Below are 6,475 nucleotides of genomic sequence, written 5' to 3' on the forward strand. Positions count from 1 at the left end.
AGTATATGCCGACGTGATCTTGCCGCTGTCAACTCGATCACAGCGGCGAAGGGGACATGTCTACTCGACGGTCACCGACTTGGCCAGGTTGCGCGGTTGATCGACGTCGGTGCCCTTGAGCACGGCGACATGATAGGCGAGCAACTGCAGCGGGATGGTGAAGACCAGCGGGTCGAGCAGGTCGTCGGTCTCGGGCAGACGGATGACATTAACCCCATCGGTCTCGTCGAGCGGGACCTGGAAGTCGGCGAAGACATAGAGCTGGCCGCCGCGCGCCCGGACCTCCTCGAGGTTGGACTTGAGCTTCTCGAGCAGGGCGTTGTTGGGCGCCACCGCGACCACCGGCATCTGCTCGTCGATCAGCGCCAGTGGGCCGTGCTTGAGTTCGCCGGCGGGGTAGGCCTCGGCATGGATATAGGAGATCTCCTTGAGCTTGAGCGCGCCCTCCATGGCGATCGGGTACTGTTCGCCGCGCCCGAGGAAGAGGGTGTGGTGCTTGTCGACGAAGGACTCGGCGAGCATCGCGATCTGCTCGTCGAGTCGCAGCACCTCCTCGATCTTGAGCGGCAGCGAGCGCAACAGCCCGACCAGCCGTGCCTCCTCGGCCTCGTCGATGCCACGTCCGCGCCCGAGCGCCAGGGTCAGCAACAGCAGGGCGACGAGCTGGGTGGTGAAGGCCTTGGTCGAGGCCACCCCGATCTCTGGACCGGCATGGGTGAGCAGCACCAGATCGGACTCGCGCACCAGCGAACTCTCGGGGACGTTGCAGATCGCCAGGGTGGCGCGATAGCCGCTCTGCCTGGCCTGGCGCAGCGCGGCCAGGGTATCGGCGGTCTCGCCCGACTGCGAGAGGGTGACGAACAGCGCCTGTTCGGGGACCACATGCTGGCGGTAGCGGTACTCGCTGGCGACCTCGACGCTGCACGGCAGCCCGGCGAGGGCCTCGATCCAGTAGCGGGCGACCTGTGCGGCATGATAGCTGGTGCCGCAGGCGACGATGGTGACCGCCTTGACCTCGGTGAACAGCGCCTCGGCCTCGTTGCCGAAGCACTCGGGGCGCAGTCGGTTGCCGCTGAGACGGTCGTCGAGGGTATCGGCGATCGCCTGTGGTTGTTCGAAGATCTCCTTGAGCATGTAGTGGCGGTACTCGCCGCGCTCGGCGGCGTCGAGCGCCAGGCTGGAGGTCTTGATCGGACGCTCGACCTCGCGCCCGTCGCGGTCCCAGATGCGCACCCGCTCGCGGGTGAGCTCGGCGATATCCCCTTCCTCGAGGAAGATGAAGCGGTGGGTGACCGGCAGCAGGGCGAACACGTCCGAGGCGATGAAGTGCTCGCCGAAGCCGATCCCGATCACCAGCGGGCTGCCCTCGCGCGCGGCGATCAGGCGCTCGGGGTCCTGGGTGTCGATCACCCCCAGGGCATAGGCGCCCTGCAGCTCGGCGGTGGTGTTGCGCACCGCTTCGAGCAGTCCGTGACCGGCGGCGAGCTGGTCATAGATCGCATGCACCACCACCTCGGTGTCGGTCTCGGAGGTGAAGCGGTGACCGGCCTCGCGCTGGGCGGCGCGCAGCTGCTCGTGGTTCTCGATGATGCCGTTGTGCACGATCGCGCAGCGGTCGCGACAGACGTGCGGGTGGGCGTTGTGGGCGGCCGGTTCGCCGTGGGTCGCCCAGCGGGTGTGGGCGATGCCGAGCAGCCCGGGCAGTGGGTGTGCGTCGACCTCCTCGGCGAGACGCGCGACCTTGCCGAGGGTGCGGGAGCGGTTGAGCTGCCCCGGGCCCTCGAGGATGGCGATACCCGCGGAGTCGTAGCCGCGGTATTCGAGTCGCTTCAGCCCCTCGAGCAGGATGGCCGCGACCGGGCGTTGGGCGATGGCGCCGACGATGCCGCACATAGACTGGAACTCCTTAGGGTTTCGGCTGTTTCTGGGGGCGCTGCCAGCCGTTGACGCTGTGCTGGCGGGCACGCGAGAGGGTGAGCTGCTCGGCCGGCGCGGTACGGGTGATCACCGATCCGGCGCCGATGGTGGCCCCCTCGCCGATGCTCACCGGCGCCACCAGCGCGCTGTTCGAGCCGATGAAGGCGCGGTCACCGATCTCGGTACGCGACTTGTTGGCGCCGTCGTAATTGCAGGTGATGGTGCCGGCGCCGATGTTGACCCCGGCGCCGATGGTGGCGTCCCCCAGATAGGTCAGATGATTGGCCTTGCTGCCGGCGCCGAGGCGGGTGTTCTTGGTCTCGACGAAGTTGCCGACATGGGTGGCATCGCCCAGTTCGCTGCCCGGACGCAGCCGCGCGAAGGGACCGATGCGGGCGTCGGCGCCGACCCGGGCGCCCTCGATCACGCAGTTGGCGAGGATCTCGGTGTTGGCGCCGATGGTGCAGTCGCGCAGCACGCAGTTGGGGCCGATGTGGACCCCCGCGGCGATCTCGACCTCACCCTCGATGACGACATTGACGTCGATGGTGCAGTCGCTCGCGGCGGTGAGCCGGCCGCGCAGGTCGAAGCGCGCCGGGTCCTGCAGGGTGACGCCGGCGCGCATCAGTCGCTCGGCCTGCTGGCGCTGCCAGGCGCGTTCGAGTGCGGCGAGCTGGACGCGGTCGTTGACCCCGGAGACCTCGGTGAGGCTGTCGGGACGGGCACTGGCCACGTCCACGCCGTCGGCCGCGGCCAGTGCGGTGACGTCGGTGAGGTAGTACTCGCCCTGGGCGTTGTCGTCGTCGATGCGCGAGAGCCAGTCGTCGAGACGGGCGCGATCGGCGATCAGGAAGCCGGTGTTCGACTCGCGGATGCGGCGCTGCTGTTCGTCGGCGTCGCGCTCCTCGACGATGCGCTCGATGCGTCCCTCGGCATCGCGCAGGATTCGGCCATAGCCGGTGGGGTCGGGGAGTTCGGCGGTGAGCAGCGCCAGCGGGCTGCCGTCGGCCGCAGCGATCAGTCGCTCGAGGGTGGCCGGCGAGATCAGCGGCACATCGCCATAGAGCACCAGCACGCGGTCGAGATCGGCGAGTGCGGGCATCGCCTGCATCACTGCGTGCGCGGTGCCGCGCTGCTCGGTCTGCTCGACCCAGGTGCAGGAATGGCCATCGAGGGCCGCACGCACCTGATCGCCGGCATGGCCGTGAACGACCACGATTCGTGTCGGCTCGATCGTCTCCGCCGCCTCGAGGACGTGCGCGAGCAGTGGCTTGCCGGCCAGTGGATGGAGGACCTTGGGGAGTCTCGAACGCATCCGCTTGCCGAGCCCGGCGGCCAGTATCACGACGCCTAACTTCATGCCTGAGTGATCCTTGCTGGAGTTGTCGATAGGGAGAGACGCCCATCATCCCTGGAGAGGATGCTCCGCCGGGAGCGGTCACGGGCATCGCGCTCGGTGGCTATCCTAGCCGTCTGGGGCACGTGTCGCGAGCACTGCTGTGTGCGCGTCGTCTTTGGGTGTCATCGCCATATGGCTCGCAGGGAGCATGCGCCGGGCGTTTCGTCAGCGTCAAGCGCACCGTTGGCGAGAATAAGGCCCCTTGGCCGATAAAAAAACGCCCCGACCTTGCGGACGGGGCGTTTTCCTCGTGCAGCGCGCCGGACGTGGCGCGAGCGAATCAGCCGCGCTTGGTCTTGCGCAGCTTCTCGATCGCACGCAGCTGGGCGATCGCCTCGGCCAGCTCGGCCTGGGCCTTGGCGTACTCGAACCCGGCCTGTTGTCCGGCCAGTGCCTCCTCGGCGCGACGCTTGGCGTCCTGGGCCGCCGCCTCGTCGAGGTTCGCGGCCCGGACCGCGGTGTCGGCAAGGACCGTGACCACGTTCGGCTGGACCTCGAGCATGCCGCCGGAGACGTAGAAGTGCTCCTGCTCGCCCTGCTCGTTCTCCACTCGGACGTCGCCGGGCTTGAGACGGCTGATGAAGGCGGTGTGGCGGGGCGCGATGCCCACCTCACCCACTTCCGCGCTGGCGTACACCATGGTCGCCTGCCCGGAGTGGATGGCGCCCTCTGCGCTCACGATATCGACGTGGATCGTCATTGCCATGGGTGGTCTCCGTTAGTTGGCCATCTTTTCGGCCTTGGCCACCGCTTCCTCGATGCTGCCGACCATGTAGAAGGCCTGCTCGGGCAGGTGGTCGTACTCGCCGTTGACGATGGCCTTGAAGCCGGCGATGGTGTCCTTGACCGAGACGAACTTGCCGGGCGCGCCGGTGAAGACCTCGGCGACGAAGAACGGCTGCGACAGGAAGCGCTGGATCTTACGGGCGCGGGCCACGGTCAGCTTGTCCTCGTCGGAGAGCTCGTCCATGCCGAGGATGGCGATGATGTCCTTGAGCTCCTTGTAGCGCTGCAGGGTGCCCTGCACCGCACGCGCGGTCTCGTAGTGCTCCTGGCCGACGACGTTGGGGTCGAGGATACGGCTGGTCGAGTCGAGCGGGTCGACGGCGGGGTAGATGCCCAGCTCGGCGATCTGACGCGACAGCACCAGGGTGGCGTCGAGGTGCGCGAAGGTGGTCGCCGGCGACGGGTCGGTGAGGTCGTCGGCGGGGACGTAGACGGCCTGGAAGGAGGTGATCGAGCCGGTCTTGGTGGAGGTGATGCGCTCCTGCAGGGCGCCCATCTCCGAGGCCAGGGTCGGCTGATAACCCACCGCCGAGGGCATGCGCCCGAGCAGTGCCGAGACCTCGGTACCGGCGAGGGTGTAACGGTAGATGTTGTCGACGAACAGCAGCACGTCACGGCCTTCGTCGCGGAAGTACTCGGCCATGGTCAGGCCGGTCAGGGCGACGCGCAGACGGTTGCCGGGCGGCTCGTTCATCTGGCCGTAGACCAGGGCCACCTTGTCGAGGACGTTCGACTCCTTCATCTCGTGATAGAAGTCGTTACCCTCACGGGTACGCTCGCCGACACCAGCGAACACCGAGAAGCCGGAGTGCTCGGCGGCGATGTTACGGATGAGCTCCATCAGGGTGACGGTCTTGCCGACGCCGGCGCCGCCGAACAGGCCGACCTTGCCGCCCTTGGCGATCGGCATGATCAGGTCGACGACCTTGATGCCGGTCTCGAGGATCTCGGTGGTGGTCGACTGGTCCTCGAGCTTGGGCGCGGGACGGTGGATCGACCAGCTTTCCTCGGCGCCGATGTCGCCCTGCTCGTCGATGGCGTTGCCGAGCACGTCCATGATGCGACCGAGGGTCTTCTGGCCCACCGGGACCTGGATCGGGGCGCCGGTGGCGGCGACCTCGAGGCCACGCTGCAGGCCGTCGGTCGAGCCCATGGCGATGGTGCGGACGACGCCGTCGCCGAGCTGCTGCTGCACCTCGAGGGTGAGGCCGACGGACTCGATCTTCAGTGCTTCATAGACCTTGGGCATCTCGCCGCGCGGGAACTGTACGTCCACCACCGCGCCGATGATTTCCACCACGTTACCGGAACTCATAGTCTTTTCCTCTTCTGCCTTGCGGCGTCTAGCGATTCTGTCTGGGTCTGATCCTGGCCGGGGTCGCCGGGGTCGCCGGGGTCAGCCGGCGGTGGGTCAAACCGCCGCGGCGCCGCTCACGATCTCGGAGATTTCCTGGGTGATAGCGGCCTGGCGCGCCTTGTTGTAGACGAGCTGGAGTTCGTCGATCAGGTTGCCGGCGTTGTCCGAGGCGGCCTTCATCGCGACCATTCGCGCGGCCTGCTCGCAGGCGACGTTCTCGACCACGCTCTGATAGACCAGCGACTCGATGTAGCGGGTGAGCAGGGCGTCGAGGACGGTGTGCGCATCCGGCTCGTAGATATAGTCCCAGTGGTAGGGCAACGCCTCCTCCTGCTTCTCGGCGGGGGCGATGGGCACCAGCTGGCGGATCTCCGGGCGCTGCGTCATGGTGTTGACGAACTCGTTGCTGGCGACATGGATCGCGTCGATCTCGCCAGCCTCGAAGGCGTCGAGCATCACCTTGACGGTGCCGATCAGATCCTCGATGTGCGGGGTGTCACCAAGATGGGTCGCCTGCGCCAGCACCTTGCCGCCGAAGCGCTTGAAGAACCCCAGCGCCTTGCTGCCGATGGCGCAGAAGACCGGCTCGATGCCAGCGGCCTGCTGCTCCTTGATCTCGGCACTCAGACGGCGGAACAGATTGCTGTTGAGGCCGCCGCACAGGCCGCGATCGGAGGAAACCACGATATAACCGACGCGCTTGCGCGGGCGTTCCGTGGCCATGAAGGAATGACGGTACTCGGGCGTCGCTTGCGCCAGATGGTGGATCACCTGGAGCATCTTGTCCGCGTAGGGCCGGGAGGCAGACATGCGATCCTGCGCCTTGCGCATCTTCGATGCTGCAACCATCTCCATGGCGGAAGTGATCTTCTGCGTGCTCTTGATGCTCGCAATCTTGGTGCGGATTTCTTTGGCGCCTGCCATTTGATCAAGCTCCCAGCTTCCAGCGCCCGATCCCCGACTCGAAGGTCGGTCGCGGCGCCTGTTTGATTCGGGTCGGTTGTAAGGTCTCAGAT

General features: G+C 67.1%; 5 protein-coding genes. All 5 read right to left on the minus strand.

All coding sequences use genetic code 11. The features are described 5' to 3' along the window. Positions 1–60: 60 nt before the first annotated feature. The 5 genes from glmS to atpG all read right to left on the minus strand — a co-directional run bounded on the left by glmS (position 61) and on the right by atpG (position 6,383). Positions 61–1,893, minus strand: a complete 1,833-nt coding sequence (glmS, locus tag EBL85_RS08800) for a glutamine--fructose-6-phosphate transaminase (isomerizing) (RefSeq protein ID WP_123142715.1) — start codon at positions 1,891–1,893, stop codon at positions 61–63. Positions 1,894–1,906: 13 nt separating this feature from the next. Then, positions 1,907–3,277 carry a bifunctional UDP-N-acetylglucosamine diphosphorylase/glucosamine-1-phosphate N-acetyltransferase GlmU gene (gene glmU / locus EBL85_RS08805; protein ID WP_123139188.1) on the minus strand — a complete coding sequence of 457 codons (1,371 nt, stop codon included), beginning with the start codon at positions 3,275–3,277 and terminating at the stop codon, positions 1,907–1,909. A 319-nt stretch (positions 3,278–3,596) separates the two neighbouring features. Next, complete coding sequence (locus EBL85_RS08810) at positions 3,597–4,022, minus strand: F0F1 ATP synthase subunit epsilon (RefSeq protein ID WP_123139189.1); 426 nt, start codon at positions 4,020–4,022, stop codon at positions 3,597–3,599. Between the two features lie 12 nt (positions 4,023–4,034). Continuing rightward, on the minus strand, positions 4,035–5,417 hold the full coding sequence (gene atpD / locus EBL85_RS08815) for a F0F1 ATP synthase subunit beta (RefSeq protein WP_062272116.1): 1,383 nt from the start codon (positions 5,415–5,417) through the stop codon (positions 4,035–4,037). Positions 5,418–5,513: 96 nt separating this feature from the next. Next, positions 5,514–6,383, minus strand: a complete 870-nt coding sequence (gene atpG, locus EBL85_RS08820) for a F0F1 ATP synthase subunit gamma (RefSeq protein ID WP_123139190.1) — start codon at positions 6,381–6,383, stop codon at positions 5,514–5,516. Between the last annotated feature and the right edge of the window lie 92 nt (positions 6,384–6,475).

It is taken from the genome of Marichromatium sp. AB32 (assembly GCF_003718675.1).
GTDB lineage: Bacteria > Pseudomonadota > Gammaproteobacteria > Chromatiales > Chromatiaceae > Marichromatium > Marichromatium gracile.

Coding starts and splice junctions, on each gene's coding strand:
- glmS (WP_123142715.1), bottom strand. CDS start 1,893: ATGTGCGGCATCGTCGGCGCCATCGCCCAACGCCCGGTCGCGGCCATC.
- glmU (WP_123139188.1), bottom strand. CDS start 3,277: ATGAAGTTAGGCGTCGTGATACTGGCCGCCGGGCTCGGCAAGCGGATG.
- EBL85_RS08810 (WP_123139189.1), bottom strand. CDS start 4,022: ATGGCAATGACGATCCACGTCGATATCGTGAGCGCAGAGGGCGCCATC.
- atpD (WP_062272116.1), bottom strand. CDS start 5,417: ATGAGTTCCGGTAACGTGGTGGAAATCATCGGCGCGGTGGTGGACGTA.
- atpG (WP_123139190.1), bottom strand. CDS start 6,383: ATGGCAGGCGCCAAAGAAATCCGCACCAAGATTGCGAGCATCAAGAGC.